This window comes from Pseudomonas sp. AC532 (assembly GCF_979258965.1).
Map to the genome: position 1 here is coordinate 4,723,224 of NZ_OZ409888.1, position 18,928 is coordinate 4,742,151.

General features: G+C 64.7%; 19 protein-coding genes. 11 read left to right on the plus strand and 8 right to left on the minus strand.

The window, feature by feature from the left end:
* Nucleotides 1–3: 3 nt before the first annotated feature.
* The 7 genes from ACZ0AV_RS21985 to murB are packed head-to-tail and all read left to right on the plus strand — an operon-like array spanning nucleotide 4 to nucleotide 4,565.
* A complete protein-coding gene (locus tag ACZ0AV_RS21985) occupies nucleotides 4–660 on the plus strand; it encodes a MotA/TolQ/ExbB proton channel family protein (RefSeq protein ID WP_499152983.1) in 657 nt (218 codons plus the stop codon).
* The gene (locus tag ACZ0AV_RS21990; protein ID WP_499152984.1) at nucleotides 657–1,085 is read left to right on the plus strand and encodes an ExbD/TolR family protein; all 429 of its coding nucleotides are present in this window, start codon (nucleotides 657–659) and stop codon (nucleotides 1,083–1,085) included. Before ACZ0AV_RS21985 ends, ACZ0AV_RS21990 begins: the two co-directional genes overlap by 4 nt.
* Nucleotides 1,085–2,092 (plus strand): tetraacyldisaccharide 4'-kinase, encoded by a 1,008-nt coding sequence (gene lpxK, locus ACZ0AV_RS21995; RefSeq protein ID WP_499152985.1) that lies wholly within the window; start codon nucleotides 1,085–1,087, stop codon nucleotides 2,090–2,092. The genes ACZ0AV_RS21990 and lpxK overlap by 1 nt, the downstream gene beginning before the upstream one ends.
* A gap of 41 nt (nucleotides 2,093–2,133) precedes the next feature.
* Entirely contained in the window at nucleotides 2,134–2,319 is a 186-nt protein-coding gene (locus ACZ0AV_RS22000) for a Trm112 family protein (protein WP_225833569.1), read from the plus strand.
* 1 nt (nucleotide 2,320) lies between these two features.
* Nucleotides 2,321–3,085: a 3-deoxy-manno-octulosonate cytidylyltransferase gene (gene kdsB, locus ACZ0AV_RS22005; RefSeq protein WP_499152986.1), complete on the plus strand. Its 765-nt coding sequence runs from the start codon at nucleotides 2,321–2,323 to the stop codon at nucleotides 3,083–3,085.
* Complete coding sequence (locus ACZ0AV_RS22010; protein WP_499152987.1) at nucleotides 3,085–3,549, plus strand: low molecular weight protein-tyrosine-phosphatase; 465 nt, start codon at nucleotides 3,085–3,087, stop codon at nucleotides 3,547–3,549. Before kdsB ends, ACZ0AV_RS22010 begins: the two co-directional genes overlap by 1 nt.
* Nucleotides 3,546–4,565, plus strand: coding sequence for a UDP-N-acetylmuramate dehydrogenase (gene murB, locus ACZ0AV_RS22015; RefSeq protein ID WP_499152988.1), 1,020 nt, complete (start codon nucleotides 3,546–3,548; stop codon nucleotides 4,563–4,565). The genes ACZ0AV_RS22010 and murB overlap by 4 nt, the downstream gene beginning before the upstream one ends.
* Nucleotides 4,566–4,911: 346 nt before the next feature.
* Here the strand turns inward: murB and rne are convergent, their stop codons facing one another.
* On the minus strand, nucleotides 4,912–8,133 hold the full coding sequence (gene rne / locus ACZ0AV_RS22020) for a ribonuclease E (protein WP_499152989.1): 3,222 nt from the start codon (nucleotides 8,131–8,133) through the stop codon (nucleotides 4,912–4,914).
* Nucleotides 8,134–8,872: 739 nt separating this feature from the next.
* On the opposite strand from rne, the gene rluC reads away from it, so the two are divergent.
* From rluC to sppA, 3 genes are read left to right on the plus strand one after another with little or no spacing between them, the layout of a single operon-like run.
* Nucleotides 8,873–9,826 (plus strand): 23S rRNA pseudouridine(955/2504/2580) synthase RluC, encoded by a 954-nt coding sequence (gene rluC, locus ACZ0AV_RS22025; protein WP_499152990.1) that lies wholly within the window; start codon nucleotides 8,873–8,875, stop codon nucleotides 9,824–9,826.
* A complete protein-coding gene (locus ACZ0AV_RS22030) occupies nucleotides 9,819–10,514 on the plus strand; it encodes an HAD-IA family hydrolase (RefSeq protein WP_499152991.1) in 696 nt (231 codons plus the stop codon). The genes rluC and ACZ0AV_RS22030 overlap by 8 nt, the downstream gene beginning before the upstream one ends.
* On the plus strand, nucleotides 10,504–11,481 hold the full coding sequence (sppA, locus tag ACZ0AV_RS22035) for a signal peptide peptidase SppA (RefSeq protein WP_499152992.1): 978 nt from the start codon (nucleotides 10,504–10,506) through the stop codon (nucleotides 11,479–11,481). The genes ACZ0AV_RS22030 and sppA overlap by 11 nt, the downstream gene beginning before the upstream one ends.
* A gap of 110 nt (nucleotides 11,482–11,591) precedes the next feature.
* On the opposite strand, the gene ACZ0AV_RS22040 is transcribed toward sppA, so the two are convergent.
* Together ACZ0AV_RS22040 and fnr are read right to left on the minus strand one after the other, a co-directional pair.
* A complete protein-coding gene (locus tag ACZ0AV_RS22040; protein ID WP_499152993.1) occupies nucleotides 11,592–12,140 on the minus strand; it encodes an adenine phosphoribosyltransferase in 549 nt (182 codons plus the stop codon).
* A gap of 40 nt (nucleotides 12,141–12,180) precedes the next feature.
* Entirely contained in the window at nucleotides 12,181–12,915 is a 735-nt protein-coding gene (gene fnr / locus ACZ0AV_RS22045) for a fumarate/nitrate reduction transcriptional regulator Fnr (protein ID WP_499152994.1), read from the minus strand.
* A 144-nt stretch (nucleotides 12,916–13,059) separates the two neighbouring features.
* Between fnr and ACZ0AV_RS22050 the strand changes: the two genes are divergently transcribed.
* Nucleotides 13,060–13,542, plus strand: coding sequence for a hypothetical protein (locus ACZ0AV_RS22050; RefSeq protein ID WP_499152995.1), 483 nt, complete (start codon nucleotides 13,060–13,062; stop codon nucleotides 13,540–13,542).
* A 31-nt stretch (nucleotides 13,543–13,573) separates the two neighbouring features.
* On the opposite strand, the gene hemN is transcribed toward ACZ0AV_RS22050, so the two are convergent.
* The 5 genes from hemN to ACZ0AV_RS22075 all read right to left on the minus strand — a co-directional run bounded on the left by hemN (nucleotide 13,574) and on the right by ACZ0AV_RS22075 (nucleotide 18,889).
* A complete protein-coding gene (gene hemN / locus ACZ0AV_RS22055; protein WP_499152996.1) occupies nucleotides 13,574–14,956 on the minus strand; it encodes an oxygen-independent coproporphyrinogen III oxidase in 1,383 nt (460 codons plus the stop codon).
* Nucleotides 14,957–15,080: 124 nt separating this feature from the next.
* Nucleotides 15,081–15,764 carry a sulfite exporter TauE/SafE family protein gene (locus ACZ0AV_RS22060; protein ID WP_499152997.1) on the minus strand — a complete coding sequence of 228 codons (684 nt, stop codon included), beginning with the start codon at nucleotides 15,762–15,764 and terminating at the stop codon, nucleotides 15,081–15,083.
* On the minus strand, nucleotides 15,757–15,957 hold the full coding sequence (gene ccoS, locus ACZ0AV_RS22065) for a cbb3-type cytochrome oxidase assembly protein CcoS (RefSeq protein ID WP_499152998.1): 201 nt from the start codon (nucleotides 15,955–15,957) through the stop codon (nucleotides 15,757–15,759). Before ccoS ends, ACZ0AV_RS22060 begins: the two co-directional genes overlap by 8 nt.
* The gene (locus ACZ0AV_RS22070) at nucleotides 15,954–18,359 is read right to left on the minus strand and encodes a heavy metal translocating P-type ATPase (RefSeq protein WP_499152999.1); all 2,406 of its coding nucleotides are present in this window, start codon (nucleotides 18,357–18,359) and stop codon (nucleotides 15,954–15,956) included. The genes ccoS and ACZ0AV_RS22070 overlap by 4 nt, the downstream gene beginning before the upstream one ends.
* 23 nt (nucleotides 18,360–18,382) lie before the next feature.
* Entirely contained in the window at nucleotides 18,383–18,889 is a 507-nt protein-coding gene (locus tag ACZ0AV_RS22075; RefSeq protein WP_499153000.1) for a FixH family protein, read from the minus strand.
* Between the last annotated feature and the right edge of the window lie 39 nt (nucleotides 18,890–18,928).

Below are 18,928 nucleotides of genomic sequence, written 5' to 3' on the forward strand. Positions count from 1 at the left end.
ACCGTGTGGGAACTGGTATTAGCTGGCGGCTGGGTGATGCTGCCGATCATTCTGTGTTCAATCGCCGCTCTGGGCATCATCGCCGAGCGGCTGTGGACGCTGCGCGTCAGTCGGGTCACGCCGCCCAACCTGCTGGGGCAGGTATGGCGCTGGATCAAGGACAAGCAGCTCAACAACCAGAAACTCAAGGAGTTGCGCGCCGATTCGCCACTGGGTGAAATCCTCGCAGCGGGGCTGGCCAATTCCAAGCATGGTCGCGAGATCATGAAGGAGTGCATCGAAGAGGCCGCAGCCCGGGTCGTGCACGAGATGGAGCGCTACCTCAATGCGCTGGGCACCATCGCCGGGATCACGCCGTTGCTCGGTCTGCTCGGCACGGTGATCGCCATGATCGACATCTTCGGCTCGTTCGTGGGCGGCAGCAGTGCCAACCCGGCGCTGCTTGCCGGCGGTATTTCCAAGGCGCTGATCACTACGGCGTCCGGCCTGGCAGTGGCCATTCCGGCGCTGTTCTTCCACCGGTTCCTGCAGCGTCGCGTCGACGAGCTGGTGGTCGGCATGGAGCAGGAGGCGATCAAGCTGGTGGAAATGGTGCAGGGCGAGCGTGATGTCGACCTTGCCGAGGAGCCCAAGCCGGCCAAGGGGAGCAAGAAGGCGTGAAGTTCAAACGTAGACGGCGCGAGCAGGTCGAGATCAATCTCGCCTCGCTGATCGACGTGGTGTTCATCCTGCTGCTGTTCTTCGTGGTGACCACCACCTTCACCCGTGAAACGCGCATGCAGGTCGATCTGCCCGAAGCTGCCAGTGGCACGCCACCGGAGCAAAGCGAGCTCAAGCAACTGGAGGTGGTGATCGGCGCCGATGGTGGCTTCTCCCTCAATGGCCAGACCCTGATCAAGAACGACCTGGACAACCTGATGGCTGCCCTGCAGAAGGAATCCGGTGGCGACAACAGCCTGCCGCTGACCATCAGCGCCGATGCCAAGACGGCTCACCAGTCGGTGGTCACCGCGCTGGATGCCGCCGGCAAGCTTGGCTTCTCGCACCTGCGCATCACCACGGTCGAGACCCAGGCCGCGCCCTGATGGCAAGCTTCTCCGATCGCCTGGTGAAAGCCTGGTATCAGGGGCATCCGGCGCTGGCGCTGTTGCGCCCGCTGGAGGCCATATACCGCAGCGTGGTGCAGCGCAAGCGGGCACGCTTTCTCGCCGGTGAAGGCGAGATCTACCGCGCCCCGGTGCCGTTGATCGTGGTGGGCAACGTCACCGTCGGCGGTACCGGCAAGACCCCGCTGATTCTATGGCTGGTCGAACACTGCCAGGCACGCGGCCTGCGCGTCGGCGTGATCAGCCGTGGCTACGGCGCCAGGCCGCCAAGCTTGCCCTGGCGGGTCAGGCCCGAACAGCCAGCCGAGCAGGCTGGCGACGAACCCTTGCTGATCGTGCAGCGCAGCGGCGTGCCGCTGATGATCGACCCCGATCGGGCGCGCGCTGCCCGAACCCTGCTGGCCGAGGAGCCGCTGGACCTGTTGCTCAGCGACGATGGCCTGCAGCACTATCGGCTGGCCCGCGACCTGGAGCTGGTGCTGATCGATGCCGCACGCGGCCTGGGCAACGGCCATTGCCTGCCCGCCGGGCCACTGCGCGAACCCACCGAGCGCCTGCAAAGCGTGGACGCCTGCCTGTACAACGGTGCGCCGAGCGATCCACCGGGCGGCTATGCCTTCACCCTGGTGCCCAGCGCGCTGATCAACCTGCGCAGCGGCGAACGGCGTCCGCTCGATCACTTCGCTCCCGGCCAGGCCGTGCATGCGGTGGCGGGCATCGGCAACCCGCAGCGTTTCTTCACGACCCTCGAGGCGCTACACTGGCGGCCTGTCGCACATGCCTTCGCCGACCATGCCGCCTACAGCGCCGAACTGCTGAATTTCTCGCCGGCGCTGCCGCTGATAATGACGGAAAAGGACGCGGTGAAATGCCGGCCCTTCGCGGCGCAAGACTGGTGGTACCTGGCCGTCGATGCTCAGCCTTCTCCGGCGTTTCGCACCTGGTTCGACGCTCGGCTGGAGCTTGTGCTCGACGCCCGGCAGTAACCGCGATACGCGCTCATTCCTTTTGCTCTCGAGGATTACCCATGGACCCGAAACTGCTCGACATCCTGGCTTGCCCCATCACCAAGGGCCCGCTCAAGCTCAGCCAGGACAAGACCGAACTGATCAGCAAGGGCGCCGGCCTGGCCTATCCGGTGCGCGATGGCATTCCGGTCATGCTGGAAAGCGAAGCCCGTACCCTCACCGATGACGAACGCCTGGACAAGTAAGATGAGCGACGCCTTTACCGTGGTGATCCCGGCGCGTTACGCGTCGACACGCCTGCCGGGCAAACCGCTGCAGGACATCGCCGGCAAACCGATGATCCAGCATGTGTGGGAGCAGGCCAGCAAGAGCAGCGCCACCCAGGTGGTGGTCGCCACCGACGACGCGCGTATCGTCGAGGCCTGCCAGGCCTTTGGGGCGCAGGTGTTGCTGACCCGTGCCGATCACAATTCCGGTACCGACCGCCTCGCCGAAGTGGCTGCGGCGTTGGGCCTGGCAGCCGATGCCATCGTGGTCAACGTGCAGGGCGACGAGCCCCTGGTGCCACCCGCCATCATCGACCAGGTGGCCGCCAACCTGGCGGCCAACCCCCAGGCTGCGATCGCCACCCTGGCCGAACCGATCACCGATGTCGCGGCGCTGTTCAATCCCAACGTGGTCAAGGTCGCCACCGACCTCAACGGCCTGGCGCTGACCTTCAGCCGTGCACCGCTGCCGTGGGCGCGCGATGCCTTCGCTGCCGATCGCGACAGCTTGCCCGCCGGGGTTCCCTACCGGCGGCACATCGGCATCTACGCCTACCGGGCCGGCTTTCTTCAGGACTTCGTCGCCTGGGGCCCCTGCTGGCTGGAAAATACCGAGTGCCTGGAGCAGTTGCGCGCGCTCTGGCATGGCGTGCGCATTCACGTCGCCGATGCCTTGGAGGCCCCGCCTGCCGGTGTCGACACCCAGGAAGACCTCGACCGCGTACGCCGGTTGCTGGGCGCTTGATGCGCGTCCTGTTCGTGTGCCTGGGCAATATCTGCCGATCACCCACCGCCGAGGCGGTGTTTCGCCAACGCCTGCAGCGGGCCGGCCTGGTGGAACGCGTAGAGGTCGACTCTGCCGGTACCGGCGACTGGCATGTGGGCAAGGCGCCGGACTCCAGAACCCAGGAGGCGGCGTATCAGCGTGGTTACGACCTGTCCAGACTGCGCGGCCGGCAGGTCACGGCCGAGGACTTCGCGCGCTTCGACCTGATACTGGCCATGGACGCTGCCAATCTGCGCGATCTGCAGCATATGCGGCCCGCACAGGCACGTGGCGAGCTCGATCTGTATCTGCGTCGTTTTGCATTGGCCGAAGCTGAAGTGCCGGATCCCTACTACGGCGGCAGCGAGGGCTTCGAGCATGTGCTGGACCTGCTCGAGCAGGCCAGCGATGCCCTGCTGAGCGAAATCAAGGGGCGCTTATGAGCCTGGTGCTGCAGTCGAGCGTATCGCTCAGGGCCTATAACAGTTTTGGCGTAGACGTTGCGGCACGCTATTGGGCCGAGGCCCGCGATGAGTTCGAGGTGCGCGAGGCGCTCGATGCGGCGCGTGAACGCCAGGTACCGCTGCTGGTGCTGGGTGGCGGCAGCAACCTGTTGCTGACCGCCGATGTCGAGGCCCTGGTCGTGCGCATGGTCGGTCGCGGTATTCGCATCGTCGCCGATGACGGCCAGCAGGTGGTGATCGAAGCCGAGGCAGGTGAGCCCTGGCACAACTTCGTGCTCTGGACGTTGCAGCAGGGGTTCGTCGGCCTGGAAAATCTCAGCCTGATTCCCGGCACCGTTGGGGCTTCGCCCGTGCAGAACATCGGCGCCTATGGCGTCGAGCTCAAGGATTGTTTCCTCGCTCTGACGGCACTGGATCGGCAGAGCGGCGAGGTGCGGGAGTTCGCACTGGACGATTGTGCCTTCGCCTACCGCGACAGCCTGTTCAAGCGTGAAAGCGGGCGCTGGATCATCCTGCGCGTACGCTTTGCGCTGAGCCGCAATGCACCGCTGCATCTCGATTATGGCCCGGTGCGCCAGCGCCTGGCCGAACAGGGCATCGAGGCGCCAAGTGCCGCCGATGTCAGCCGCGCGATCTGTGCCATCCGCAGCGAAAAACTGCCAGACCCGGCAGTGCTGGGCAACGCGGGCAGCTTTTTCAAGAATCCGCTGGTGCCCGCCGAGTTGGCGCAGCGGCTGCAGCGCGAGCATGTTGACCTGGTGGCCTATCCGCAGGCCGATGGCCGGGTGAAACTGGCCGCCGGCTGGCTGATCGAGAAGGCCGGCTGGAAAGGCTTTCGCGACGGCGACGCCGGTGTTCATCGCCTGCAGGCGCTGGTGCTGGTCAACTACGGCAATGCCACCGGGCAGCAACTGCTTGGCCTGGCGCAGCGTATCCAGGCCGATATCGCCGAACGTTTCGGGGTAAGCCTGGAGATCGAGCCGAACGTGCTCTGATCGGCGTCCTGGTGCACCTCGCCGAGTTGCGAGGTGCATAGACAGAATCTTTCCTTTGATCCTCACCATTCCTGGGTATCGCGTTGCTCAACCCAGGCCACGGGGCGGCAAGTTGTGCGTGCTGTCGCTGACCAGCAGCCCTATCCACCTTGTTTACAGGGCATCTGCCATGCGTTGGCAGCCTGGGTTGAGCGCAGCGATACCCAGGGCAATTCATGGCGCGCGCTGCTGGCCAAGAGCACTTTCTGATCGCTTGCGCCGGTCCGCGCCGGCCATCCTGGAACGCTAAATGTCAGCCACAAAAAAGGGATGCCGAAGCATCCCTTTTTCTTTGGCGCGTTACCTATCAGGCTTGCGGCTTGCGCTCGTCCTGATCCTGCTGGGCGCTTTCGTCTACCGGAGTGACGATCACATCAGCGGGCTCGACCTGCTCGACCGGCGCGTTGGCCTGTTGAGTGTCGACCAGGGTATCGCTTTCCGATGCCGGAGCAGCCTCTGCAGCCGGAGCAGCTTCGACGACAGCAGCGACCGGAGCGACCTTGGCAGCCTCTGCCGCTTCACGGGCCAGACGCTCCTCTTCGCGCTTGCGACGACGCACTTCACGTGGGTCATTCGGCGCGCGGCCATTGCTGGCAACCGGGGCTGCAGGCGCTGCCTGCTCCTCGACTGTCGGCGCTTCGGCCACGGCTTGCTCGACTGTCGGAGTTGCCTCAGGCGCTGCGGTGAAGGTGGTTTCGGCGACTGGCGCGTCGATGATCGGCGTCTCGGCAGCAGGCGCTTCGACGACCGCTTCGACGACTGGCTCGGCAGCCACCGGTACGTCCTGCGGGGTCGCTTCGAAGACTGCGGCCTGGGCACGTGGCTGCTCGATTTCCGGCAGCGGTTCGATCACCGCATCGGCACGCTCGGCCACTGTTTCAGCTGGCACTTCAGCTGGCGCAGGAGCTGCGTCGGCGAATTCGATAGCTGCTTGCGCTGGCTGCTCGACCTCGGCCGTTGCCTGTACTTCCTGAACCGCGGCAGGGGCTGCAATTTCAGTAGCGGCAGGCGTGCTGTCTGGCTGTGCAACGGGCTGCTGCTCGGCAGGCTGCTCGGTTTCCGCGATCACGGCGGCGACCGTGGCGGCGGCAGCGATACGGGCGCCATCTAACGGCTCCTCGTTGCTGTCATCACTGCCTTCGCTGCCTTCGATCGGGTTGCCATCGGCATCACGCTGACGCTCGCGACGGTTGCTACGACGACGCTGACCGCGGGAGCGGCGACGTGGGCGTTCACTGCCCTCGGTGCCTTCCTGATCGTCGTCCTGCTGCTCGTCGTTGTTCAGCAGTTCTTCTTCAGCGCTGTCGACCTGGGCCTGCTCGGCACGTGGCTGGCGTTCCTCACGCGGCTGACGTGGCGCGCGCGGTTCGCGCTGCGGGCGTTCTACACGGGTTTCTTCATCGGCGATGTCGGTCTGGTTCTGCGGCTCGGCGTCCAGCGGAGCACGCAGTTCACGCGGCTGACGCTCTTCACGCGGGCGACGCTCGCGACGGTTCTCCTGGCCTTCACGCGGTTCGCGTGGCGGGCGGGACTGGCGCACTTCCTGAGGTTCGCGCACTTCCACGTTCTCACGGGCCTGGCGATCCTCACGCGGGGCGCGTGGCTGGCGTTCTTCACGCGGTGCACGCTCTTCACGCGGCGCACGTTCCTCGCGCGCTGCGCGATCTTCACGTGGGGCGCGTTCTTCGCGCGGCTTGCGTTCTTCGTCGCGGCGATTGCCGCGGCTGCGGTTCTGCTGGCGGCCGTTGCGGCGCTCGTCACCACGCGGCTGACGCTCGCCTGGCTTCTTCTCGACGACGGTCGGCTTCTGCGGCTCTTCGGCGCTGGCGAACAGGCCTACCAGCGACTTCACCAGGCCTTTGAACAGGCCGGTTTGCGGGGCGACGGCAACCGGAGCGACCGGAGCGGCTTCGGCCACTTCCGGAGCGGGAGCGCTGCGCGGCGGGGCGGCCTTGATGGCGGCTTCCTGGCGTACCAGGGTGCGGGTGGCGGCTGCCGGTTTCTCTTCCTCGACTTCGACCGTGGCCATCTCGTAGCTGGTCTGGGTGCTCTGGGCTTCCGGGCTGTCGTCACGGATGCGCTGCACTTCGAAGTGCGGCGTTTCCAGGTGATCGTTCGGCAGGATGACGATGCGCGCACGAGTACGCAGTTCGATCTTGGTGATAGAGTTGCGCTTCTCGTTGAGCAGGAAGGCGGCTACCGGGATTGGCACCTGGGCGCGTACCTCGGCGGTACGGTCCTTCAGGGCTTCTTCTTCGATCAGGCGCAGAATGGCCAGGGACAGCGATTCGACGTCACGGATGATGCCCTGACCGTTGCAGCGCGGGCAGACGATGCCGCTGCTTTCGCCCAGCGACGGACGCAGGCGCTGACGGGACATTTCCAGCAGCCCGAAGCGCGAGATGCGGCCGACCTGCACACGGGCGCGGTCGGCTTCCAGGGCTTCGCGAACCTTCTCTTCGACGGCGCGCTGGTTCTTGGCCGGCGTCATGTCGATGAAGTCGATGACGATCAACCCGCCGATGTCACGCAGGCGCAGCTGGCGGGCGATTTCTTCGGCGGCTTCCAGGTTGGTCTGCAGCGCGGTTTCTTCGATGTCGCTGCCTTTGGTGGCGCGCGCCGAGTTGATGTCGATGGACACCAGGGCTTCGGTCGGGTCGATGTAGATCGAACCACCGGACGGCAGCTTCACTTCACGCTGGAAGGCGGTCTCGATCTGGCTTTCGATCTGGAAGCGGTTGAACAGCGGCACACTGTCTTCGTACAGCTTGATCTTGCTGGCGTATTGCGGCATCACCTGGCGGATGAAGGTCAGGGCTTCTTCCTGGGCTTCGACGCTGTCGACCAGGACTTCGCCGATGTCCTGGCGCAGGTAGTCGCGGATGGCGCGGATGATGACGTTGCTTTCCTGGTAGATCAGGAACGGGGCAGGGCGGTCCAGGGAGGCTTCCTTGATGGCGCTCCACAGTTGCAGCAGGTAGTCGAGGTCCCACTGCATTTCTTCGCTGCTACGGCCCAGGCCGGCGGTGCGCACGATCAGCCCCATGTCGTTGGGGATGTCGAGGCCGTTGAGGGCTTCGCGCAGTTCGTTGCGCTCTTCACCTTCGATGCGGCGGCTGATGCCGCCGGCACGCGGGTTGTTGGGCATCAGCACCAGGTAACGGCCGGCGAGGCTGATGAAGGTGGTCAGGGCCGCGCCCTTGTTGCCACGCTCTTCCTTCTCGACCTGAACGATGACTTCCTGGCCTTCTTTGAGCACGTCCTTGATGTTGACGCGGCCTTCGGGGGCCTTGCTGAAGTACTCGCGGGAGATTTCTTTAAGGGGGAGGAAGCCGTGACGCTCGGAGCCGAAGTCGACGAAAGCGGCTTCGAGGCTGGGTTCTACGCGGGTAATGCGACCTTTGTAGATGTTGGATTTCTTCTGTACACGGGCGCCTGACTCGATGTCCAGGTCGTACAGGCGCTGGCCATCTACCAGCGCAACACGCAACTCTTCGGGTTGAGTTGCGTTAATCAGCATTCTTTTCATGTGGTACCAGTGGGTTCCGGTGCTGCCGGAGCCGCGTTAGGCACACACGACGCTCAGGGTCGGTGTCAGGTGCGTCAGAAACGGGCGTAAATCGTTTCATTGTCGAGCGGCAGCAGCCAGTTGTGCTGGGCCGCGACGGACGTCTCCTGCTTGCTGTATGTGACAGAAAGCACTCAGAACTTGCTGGCGATCGGCTAAGCATCGGCCTGCTGCGTTAAACCGGCTTGGAGGGCTCGTTTACATCCGTAAACTTCGCTTCTTCACCTGCCTCGAATGGAGGCTGTCACTAACGTAGCGTCTTGCGTGGCGCTAACTTGCGAGACCGTAAACAGGTTCTCAGTCAGGAGGAGGAATCAAGGGTCGGTAGCGGACGATATGACGCGTCTCTGATAAAGCTGTTTGCTACGCAGGCCGACCGTTGTGCATCTCCACCCTACACGTATCGCTGAAAATCGGGTGCCGCTCACGAAAATCCGCAGCGGGTTGGCATTACCGCGACCGTCCATATGGGCAGGTCGCGCATCTGTGTGTCAGGCCTTATTTCCGAGTTTCTCGAGCAGCCATGCTGGCTTATTGCTCTCTGAGACGCCCGTCGGACGGCCTTACGTCCTGAATGGGTTGCTTGATTCACGATGGCGGTTTGGCAACATCCGCGAATCAGGCCGCTTTTGGCGGCATTCGCGACTATAGCAGCAATGATTAAGTGCTTCAAATCCATAAAAATTGTATGATCGCGGCCATGACGACACCCACTACTCCAACCTCCGGCGTCCAGCTGCTCGAGGTCGCGCCTGAACTCGCGGGTCAGCGCATCGACAACTTCCTTCGTACCCAGCTCAAGGGCGTGCCCAAGACCTTGATCTACCGCATCCTGCGCAAGGGTGAGGTACGGGTCAACAAAGGCAGGATCAAACCCGAATACAAACTGCAGGCCGGCGACATCGTGCGCGTGCCGCCGCTGCGCCTGGCCGAGCGTGACGAGCCCGAGCCGCTGGCTCAAGGCCTGCTGCAGCGCCTGGAAGCGGCCATCGTCTATGAAGACAAGGCGCTGATCGTGCTCAACAAGCCGGCCGGCATCGCCGTGCACGGCGGCAGTGGCCTCAATTACGGGGTGATCGAGGCATTTCGCCAACTGCGCCCGGATGCCAAGGATCTGGAGCTGGTGCACCGTCTCGACCGCGACACGTCCGGCCTGCTGATGATCGCCAAGAAGCGCAGCATGCTGCGCCATCTGCATGAGCAACTGCGTGGCGATGGCGTCGACAAGCGCTATATGGCGCTGGTGCGCGGCCACTGGGCGACCGCCAAGAAGCAGATCAACGCGCCGTTGCTCAAGAGCAACCTGCGCTCCGGCGAACGCATGGTAGAGGTCAACCTGGAAGGCAAGGAGGCCCTGACCATCTTCCGCGTGCTGCGCCGTTTCGGCGAGTTCGCGACCCTCGTCGAGGCCAAGCCGGTGACTGGCCGTACCCACCAGATTCGTGTGCATGCCCAGTATGGCGGGCACTGCATCGCCGGTGACAGCAAGTACGGTGATGACGACTTCAGCCGCGAGATTCGCGAGTTGGGCGGCAAACGCCTGTTCCTGCACGCCTACGAGCTGAACATTCCGCTGCCCGAAGGCGGCGTGCTGAAGCTCGAGGCGCCGGTCGACGAGGTGTGGGCACGCACCGTGGAACGCCTGAGTGCGTGACTACCGACTGCTGATCTTCGACTGGGACGGCACCCTGGTCGACTCGATCGGCCGCATCGTCGCCGCCATGCACCAGGCCGCCGACCAGTGCGGCATGCCGCGCCTGGACGACGAGGCGGTCAAGGGCATCATCGGCCTCGCGCTGCCCGAAGCGATCACCATGCTTTACCCGGAACTCGTCGAGGCCGCGCACGTCGAACGCTTCCGTGCCAGCTACAGCGACTGTTATGTAGCCATGGATCAGACCCCGTCGGCGTTCTTTCCCGACGTGGAGCAGAGTCTGGCGCGCTTTCGCGAGCAGGGCTATCAGTTGGCGGTTGCCACCGGCAAAAGCCGCCGTGGCCTGCAACGGATTCTCGATGCGCTGGGCTGGCAGGACTATTTCGATGTCACGCGGTGCGCCGACGAGACGGCGAGCAAGCCCGATCCGAGGATGCTCCACGAGATTCTCGAGCACTGTGGGGTGCCGGCCAGCCAGGCGCTGATGATCGGCGACTCTTCGTTTGACTTGTTGATGGCGCAGCGTGCAGGTATGGATGCGGTCGCGGTAGGCTACGGGGCGCAGACGCTGACGGCGTTGAATGCCCACGGGCCGAGATTGTCGATCAACCATTTCATGGAATTGAGTGCCTGGCTGAACCAGGCGGTGACCGAGTCCCGAACCGAGGAAATTGAGCATGTGGGGTGAGAAAAAGACGCCGACGGTCTCCGAGAGCGATCCGAGGAGCTGGAAGCTGCTTGAGAAAACGTTGCTGGCCAGCGTGCACGAGCAGCGGCGTTCGCGGCGCTGGGGGATTTTCTTCAAGCTGCTGACCTTCATTTATCTGTTCGGCGCATTGGCGCTGTTCTCGCCGCTGCTCAACCTGCAGTCGAGTGCCACCAGCACGGCGCACACCGCGGTGATCGAAGTGCGCGGCTTGATCGCCGACAAGGAAGCGGCCAGCGCCGACAACATCGTCGGCAGCCTGCGCGCGGCCTTCAAGGACCCCAACACCAAGGGCGTGATCCTGCGCATCAACAGCCCCGGCGGCAGCCCCGTGCAGTCGGGCTACGTGTATGACGAGATTCAGCGCCTGCGTGGCGAGCACCCCGACATCAGGGTCTACGCGGTGATTTCCGACCTCGGCGCCTCCGGCGCGTACTACATCGCCAGCGCTGCCGACCAGATCTACGCCGACAAGGCCAGCCTGGTGGGCTCCATCGGCGTGACGGCAGCGAGCTTCGGCTTTACCGGGCTGATGGACAAGCTCGGTGTCGATCGCAGGGTTTATACCTCGGGCGAACACAAGGCGTTTCTCGATCCGTTCCAGCCGCAGAAGCCTGAAGAGGCGGCGTTCTGGAAGACCGTGCTGGAGACCACCCACAAGCAGTTCATCGCCAGCGTCAAGAAGGGCCGTGGCGACCGCCTCAAGGATGCCGAGCACCCCGAGTTGTTCTCGGGGCTGATCTGGTCCGGCGAGCAGGCGCTGCAGTTGGGCTTGGTCGATGCGTTGGGCAGCACCAGCTATGTGGCCCGCGAAGTGATCGGCCAGGAAGAGCTGGTCGACTTCACCGTGCAGGAAAGCCCGCTCGATCGCTTCACCAAGCGCCTGGGTGCCAGCGTGGCGGAGCAACTCGCGCTGTGGATGGGCTTCCAGGGCCCGGCGCTGCGCTGATACGCGGCACGCGCAAAAAAGCCCTGGCGAGTGCCGGGGCTTTTTATTGGGTGATCACCGCTAGTCCGGTGGATGGATGAGGCGTCAGCAACACGCCCCGGTGCACGCTCTTAGCGCTCGTCGAGTGCGAAGGCGGTCAGGCTATAGGTGGGAATACCCATGTCTTGCAGTCGGCGTGAGCCGCCCAGCTCTGGCAGGTCGATGATCGCGGCCGCTTCATGAATGCTCGCGCCCATGCGCTTGACCAGCTGCACAGCGGCCAGCAGGGTGCCGCCGGTGGCAATCAGGTCGTCGACGATCAACACCTTGTCGCCCTCGCAGAGGCTGTCGGCGTGCACTTCCAGGAACGCTTCGCCGTATTCGGTCTGGTAAGCCTGGCTGATCACGTCGGCCGGCAACTTGCCCTGTTTGCGGAACAGCACCAGCGGTTTGTTCAGTTCATAGGCAATGATCGAACCGATCAGAAAGCCTCGCGCGTCCATGGCACCGACGTGGCTGAACTCGGCCTCGACGTAGCGCTGTATCAGGCTGTCGATGACCATGCGCAGCGCCCGCGGCGACTGGAACAACGGCGTGATGTCACGAAACACCACGCCCGGTTTCGGAAAGTCGGTAACCGGGCGGATGAGGGTCTTGATGCTGAATTCGTCGAAAATCATCGGTAATCCTTGAAACGGTCAATTGAGCCTTGCGACTCCATCAGCCGTTAAGGTTACCACCTGCCAGGGCGCAGAGCTCGATGGGGTCGAGAATATGCACTTCCTTGCCCTCGGCTTCGAGCAGCTTGCTCTGCTGGAAGCGCGTGAATACCCGCGACACGGTTTCCACGGCGAGGCCCAGGTGATTGCCGATTTCGTTACGGGACATCGCCAGGCGGAACTGGTTGGCCGAGAAGCCGCGGGCGCGGAAGCGCGCGGACAGGTTGACCAGGAAGGTGGCGATGCGCTCGTCGGCGGTCTTTTTCGAGAGCAGCAGCATCATCTGCTGGTCGTCGCGAATCTCGCGGCTCATCACGCGCATCAATTGGCGACGTAACTGCGGCAGGCTCACCGACAGTTCATCGAGGCGCTCGAAGGGAATTTCACACACTGACGTGGTTTCCAGCGCTTGGGCCGAAACCGGATACAGCTCGGTGTCCATGCCGGACAGGCCGACCAGTTCGCTGGGCAGATGGAAGCCGGTGATCTGTTCCTCGCCTGCGTCGCTCAGACCAAAGGTTTTCAACGCGCCGGAGCGCACCGCGAACACCGAGCCGAAGGCGTCGCCCTGGCGGAACAGGAATTCGCCTTTTTTCAGCGGACGGCCACGCTTGACGATATCGTCCAGCGCGTCCATATCGGCGAGATCCAGCGAGAGAGGCAGGCAAAGACTGGCGAGGCTGCAATCCTTGCAGTGTGCCTGATGAGGGGTGCGCAGCTTGATGCTTTCGGACATCGGCAGTGTTCCTAGCGGGTATACACACAGAAGTCGTAAGGGTACCGCACCAGAGGGGTGCGCGGCCAGCCAACAGGCTGCGCTCAAGTGTCGCTGAGCGGTGCCGATAATGCTGCATGGCCCGTATTGGCGAGGAGTGGTGTGATGCGCGTTGATTCACCGATGGCAGTCGAGCGCAGCGTCGTGATGACGAATTCGGCTTCCGCGACGGCCGTGGCCTCGCCTGCCGATACGCCCGAAAGCGGGCCCGCGCCGGCTGCCGGTGCACCAGCGGAGCCTGGCGTTAAAGTCAGCCTGTCCGCCGAGGGCTTGATGCGCTCGAAGACCGAGGGCAAGAACAGTGATATCGACGAGAGCGGCCTGCCAGACAACGTCAAACAGTTGCTCAAGATGATCCGTGAGCTCAAGGCGCAGCTTGCCCAGAAGATGGCCGAACTGCAGGCGATCATGGCGCAAGGCGATATGGACGACGAAACCAGGCAGGCCAGCGCCCAGGCCCTGCAGACCGAAGTCGGTTCGATCAGTGGTGCGCTGACCACCGCCACGGCCGAGCTGGCCAGGGTGATGAGGGACCAGAAGCTGAGCAGCGAACAGAGCGCCGCCGTCGGCGCGCTGCTGAACGGCTGAACCCCCAGGCATGTGCGGCGCGCGGCGCCGCTCAGATCACCCGGGAGAACCGTTGCAGGTTCTGCTCGCTCAAGTAGCGGTCGAAGAGCATGCACAGCGAACGCACCAGCAGCCGGCCGGCAGGCAGCACTTCGATGCGGCTCTCGCCCAATTCGATCAGGCCGTCACGGGCCATCTGCTGCAACGCAGGCCAGGCGTATGCGAAGTAGCTGCGAAAACCCACCGCGAAGCGCTGTTCGATTACCGTGAAATCCAGCCGGAAGTGGCAGATCAACTGCTGGATCACGGCGCGCCGAATTCGGTCGTCGTCGTTGCACAGCAGGCCGCGCTGGCTCGCCAGTTGCTGGTTGCCGAGGCTGGCCTGGTAGGCCGCCAGGTCGGTGCTGTTCTGGCAGTACAGATCGCCGACCTGGCTGATCGCCGACACCCCGAGCCCGATCAGGTCGCAATGGCCATGGGTGGTGTAGCCCTGGAAGTTGCGCTGCAGGCTGCCGTCCTCCTGGGCGCTGGCCAGCTCGTCGTCGGGCAGGGCGAAATGGTCCATGCCAATGTAGCGGTATCCGGCGCTCGCCAGTTGCTCGATGCTGCCCTGCAGCATGGCCAGCTTGCTGGCGGCATTGGGTAGCTGGTGGCTGTCGATGCGCCGCTGTGGCAGAAAGCGCTCCGGCAGGTGCGCGTAGTTGAACAGCGACAGGCGATCGGGCTGCAGGGCGATCACCTGGCGCAGGGTGTGGGCGAAGTTTTCCGGGGTTTGTTGTGGCAGGCCGTAGATCAGGTCGATGTTCACCGAGCGGAACTGCAGCGTGCGCGCAGCCTCGATGAGGGCGCGGGTTTCCTCCAGGCTTTGCAGGCGATTGATGGCGCGCTGCACGTTGGGGTCGAGATCCTGCACGCCGAGGCTGACCCGGTTGAAGCCCAGCTCGCGCAGTAGGCCCATGGTCGACCAGTCCGCTTCGCGCGGGTCGATTTCGATGCTGTAGTCGCCGGAGTCGTCATCGAGCAGGCTGAAGTGTTCGCGCAGCTGGCTCATCAGCCGGCGCAGCTCATCGTGGCTGAGAAAGGTCGGGGTACCACCGCCCAGGTGCAATTGCTCGATGCGCTGGCGCGGGTCGACGTGGTGGCCGATCAGCGTTATCTCGCGTTCCAGCGCCTGCAAGTAAGGTTGGGTGCGGCCACGATCCTTGGTGATGACCTTGTTGCAGGCGCAGTAGTAGCAGATGTTGGCGCAGAACGGCAGGTGCAGGTACAGCGACAGCGGGCGCAGCGCGCGGCGGCTCTCGCGCAGGGCGTGCAGCAGGTCGAACGAGCCCACCTGGTCATGGAACTGCACGGCGGTCGGGTAGGAGGTGTAGCGCGGGCCGGGCTGATCGTAGCGGCGGATCAGGTCGGTATCCCAGTGGATGGCGTCGAGCATGGCGAGGTCCGCTTCAGCAGTGAATGCTCAGCAGTCTAGGCAACGCAGTGGTGGGGCTTTTTGATCTGAGTCATGGGGTCGCAGCAGTGGCGCGACCGTTGGGTCTACCAGCTCCGGGGAAGCGTCAGTGGCCCATCAGCCAGTGCTGGTGTGGGCCGGGGAGTGTCCACAGGCCGAACAGCATCACCAGCAACCCGCCAGCCATGCGCACGCCGCGGCGACGCAGCAGGCCGTTCAGGCGCTCGGCCGCCAGGCCGGTGGCCAGCAGTACCGGCAGCGTGCCGACGCCGAATGCCAGCATCACGGCGGCGGCGTGCAGGGCATTGCCCTGGCTGGCCGCCCACAGCAGGGTGCTGTAGACCAGGCCGCAGGGCAGCCAGCCCCATAGCCCGCCGAGGAGTAATGCGCGAGACGGGCTGGTGACCGGCATGAAACGGCGGGCAACCGGTTGTAGACGCCGCCAAAGGCCGTGGCCCAGCGCTTCGATGCGCGTCAGGCCGCTCCACCAGCCGGCCAGATAAAGCCCCATGACGATCAGCAGTGCGCCAGCCACGCCGCGCAGCGCGATCCCTAGCGGGCCGCTGGCCAGCGCCCAGCCGGCGGCGCCGAGCAGCAGCCCGGCCAGGGCGTAACTGAGGATGCGCCCGGCGTTGTAGGCCAGCAACAGGCGCAGGCGTTGCGGGCGCCGCTCGGGCGGGATGGCCAGGGTCAGCGCGCCCATCAGCCCACCGCACATGCCCAGGCAATGACCGCCGCCGAGCAGGCCCAGAATCAGCGCGGACAGCAATTGCGGCAGCAGGTCAGTCATGACTTTTCCTGTCTGCCTCGTAGGCCTGCTTTACCGCGGCGGTATGGCGCGGGTCGTCATCGTCGAAGAGGATGCGGTGTGCCGGGCTGTCGAGATCATCGTACTGGCCGCTGTCGACCGCCCAGAACAACAGCCACACGGCGAAGGCGACCAAAAGCAGGGCAACGGGAATCAGGATGTACAGGGCGGTCATGATGATTTCCCCAGGCGCAGCGCATTGAGCACCACCAGCAGTGAGCTGAACGACATGCCCAGCGCAGCCCAGATCGGGGTGACCCAGCCCATGGCGGCGAAGGGCAGTACCAGGCCATTGTAAAGGCCGGCCCAGGCCAGGTTCTCGATGATCACCGTGCGGGTACGGCGTGCCAGGTGCAGGGCATCGACCAGACTGCCCAGGCGGTTGGAGAGCAGCACGGCGTCGGCGCTGGTCTTGGCCAGGTCCGACGCCGAGCCCATGGCCACGCTGATGTCGGCGCCGGCGAGCACCGGCACGTCGTTGAGGCCGTCACCGAGCATCAGCACATGTCGTCCTTGTCGTTGCAATTCACGCAGGATGGCCAGCTTGGCATCAGGCGTCAGCCCGCCGCGGGCCTGTTCGATACCCAGCTGCACGGCCACTTCGCCGACCATCGGCGAGCTGTCGCCGCTGAGGAGCAGAATCTGCCAGCCGCGCTCCCGTGCGGCTGCGATCAACTCGCCAGCGTCGTCTCTCAGCCGGTCATCGAGGACGAACCAGGCCAGCGGCCCGTGCGCGTCGCCGAGCAGCAACCATTGGCCCTGTTCTCCGCTAATCGCCGGCACCGGTTCGGCGCTGAGTGCGCTGACGAAGTCGGCCTGGCCAATACGCAGCCTGCGGCCGTTTACGACGCCCTCCAGGCCCCGGCCCGGCACGTTCTGCAGGGCTTCGACACGTGCCATGGCATGGCCGAACGCACGGGCAATCGGGTGTTCGGACTGGCTTTCCAGGGCCGCCGCCAGCGCCAGGCAGGCGTCGCTGTCCAGCGGGCCGAGGGGCTGTACCGCGCGCAGGGTCAGGCGGCCTTCGGTGAGCGTGCCGGTCTTGTCGACGATTAGCGTGTCGATCTGCTGCAGGCCTTCGAGCACATGGCCGCGGGTCAGCAGCATGCCGAGTCGGTGCAGCGCACCGGTGGCGGTGGTCAGCGCGGTAGGCGTGGCCAGGGCGAGGGCGCAGGGGCAGGTGGCGACCAGCAGGGCAAGCACTACCCAGAAAGCCCGCGATGGGTCGAGCTGCCACCAGGCCAGGCCGACAATGGCCGCTACCACCAGCACGATCAGCAGGAACCAGTGGGCGACCCGGTCGGCGACATGGGCCAGGCGTGGTTTTTCGCTCTGGGCGCGCTCCAGCAGGCGCACGATGGCTGACAGCCGAGTGGCATCACCGAGCGCCTGCACCTCGACGGTCAGCGGGCCCTCGACATTCAGCGTGCCCGCGGTCACGCCGTCGCCCACGCCGCGCGCTCGTGGCAGGTACTCGCCGGTCAGCAGTGATTCATCGACGCTGGAATGGCCCTGCAGCACCTTGCCGTCAGCTGGCAGCAAGGCGCCGGGCGGTACCAGCACGCGATCCCCCAGGCGCAGTTCGCTGAGCAGGATGCGCTGGCGCTGGCCCCGTTCATCCAGTCGCAGGCACGAGGCTGGCAGCAGCTTGACCAGTTGCGCGGTGGCCGCTGCCGTGCGTTCCCGGGCGCGGCGCTCCAGGTAGCGGCCGCTGAGCAGGAACAGGGCGAACATGCCCACCGCGTCGAAATACAGCTCGCCCTGGCCGGTGACGGTGGACCAGATCCCTGCCGCATAGGCGCCGCCGATGGCCAGCGAGACGGATACGTCCATGCTCAGATGGCGGGTACGCAGGTCACGCAGGGCGCCCCGGAAGAACTGGCCGCAGCAGTAAAAGACGATAGGTGTGGTGAGAAACAGGCTGACCCAGCGCAGGATGCTGTCCAGCTCTGGGCTCAGGTCGACGTTGAACTCGGGCCAGGTGGCCATGCTCGTCATCATCACCTGCATCCACAGTAACCCGGCCACGCCAAGCTGGCGCATGGCGCGGCGGTTTTCCCAGGCCAGCTGTTCGGCGGCTGCATCGGCCTGCCAGGGATGGGCGGCATAGCCAATACGACGGACTTCGCCGAGCACGTCGCTGAGCGGCACTGCGCTCGGGTTCCAGCGCAGCAGCAGGCGATGGCTGGACAGGTTGAGGTGGGCCTCGGCCACGCCGGGCAGGGCGCGCACATGTTTTTCGATCAGCCAGCCACAAGCTGCGCAGGTGATGCCTTCGATCAACAGGCTGGTTTCGCTCAGTTCACCTCGCTGTTCCACGAACGGCCGCTGCACGTCGCTGCGGTCGTACAGGGCCAGCTCATCCGGCAGCGCCTGGGGCAGCTGCTGCGGGTTGTTGGCCGCCTCGCTGCGGTGGCTGTAGTAATGCTCCAGGCCATTCAGCACGATGGTTTCGGCCACCGCCTGGCAGCCGGGGCAGCACATTTCGCGGGGTTGCCCCAGTACCACGGTCTGGAAGTGCGTGCCCGCGGGCACAGGCAGAGCGCAGTGGTAGCAGGGCGTGGGGACGGCATGCACCGCTCCGGAGGCTGAAGCGTCGATTAGTGTTCATCCCCGAGTCTGATGCTCTTGCCGAGTTGCAGGGTTTCTTCCTCGAACAGGCGCCAGTCCTGGCCGCCTTCCTGTCCTATCAGCTCGACGAAGCGCCGGCCCTGGACGCTCTCCTGGAGGTTGCCGCGATACAGACCGTCCCCCTGATGCTGCAATACCACGCGACGATCACGCTCGGGCTGGGTGGGCGATACCAGGTTGAGCACCAGTTGCGCCGGCACGCTGCTGCCCTGCAGGTGCAGCTCGGCAATACCGCGCTGATTTTCGAGGTCGAGGGTGGCGCGCAGTTGCAGGCGCACGGCCAGGTTCTCGCGCTCCAGCGACTGGTTGATGCCCTTGCCGACGTCGTAGTAATCGTCGGAAATCAGCCCCGGTGGGTTGCGTGTGGCCACGGTCAGCAGGGTCAGCCCCTGGATCACCGAGTAGCCGAGCAGGGCAATCAGAAACCACGGCCAGAACTGCTTGTACCAGGGCGCGGGTTGTAGCTCCTCGTTCATGGTGCTCTGGTTCCTTGTATTCGTGAGCCACAAGCCTCA